The following is a 633-nucleotide window of genomic DNA, read 5'->3' as shown; positions in this document are numbered from 1 at the left end:
AATTGGAGGTGTTGAACCACCGTTCATTTCAAAGTTAAGCAAATCAAATGATTCTAAAAAGCCTAATAATAGATTTATATACTCAATTTTTTCAGAGTTACTCTGTTTAAATATAAAATATGCAACAGAATTATTATTAACTACTTTAGGGGTATCGTTAATTAACTGAGCTAATGTTACTTCTAATTTTTCTAATAAATCTTCGTAGTTATTTGATATTTTATATTTTTCATTTGTTGCAACTTCAATATCTCTTAGCCCTAGTAAAGAATTGATTTGTATTAGTGTGTTTAAAATAACTGAAGCTATTCGTTTACTTTCTTTTCTATCAACAACACCGTTATTGATTAAGCTTTGGGCAAATTCATTTTCACTGAAATATATTTGCTTAGAAGCAAATATACGTAATGTATCTTCAATTTTTCTAATTTTAGATATCATAATTTGAGTAATGTTTTCGTCGTCGATATCTCCATTAAAAGTAACATTATAGTTCAAAGCAAATTTCAGTTTTTGAATCATGGAGTTTCTCTTTATTTCATCACCTGTTTGACCTAATTTAAATTTAAATTGAGGGAAAGATATATTTTGAAAATGGTCTTTCCAATATTCTTCTGATTGGAACTCGTATAT

General features: G+C 26.5%; 1 protein-coding gene. It reads right to left on the bottom strand.

What is annotated here, in order from left to right; genetic code table 11:
• On the bottom strand, nt 1-633 hold a 633-nt coding region (locus CD118_RS12070; RefSeq protein ID WP_169925614.1), incomplete at both ends, for a hypothetical protein.

This window comes from Staphylococcus coagulans (assembly GCF_002901995.1).
In the GTDB taxonomy this organism is placed as follows: domain Bacteria; phylum Bacillota; class Bacilli; order Staphylococcales; family Staphylococcaceae; genus Staphylococcus; species Staphylococcus coagulans.
Note: the sequence above shows the minus strand (reverse complement) of the source record. Positions and strands in the feature narration are given on the sequence as shown.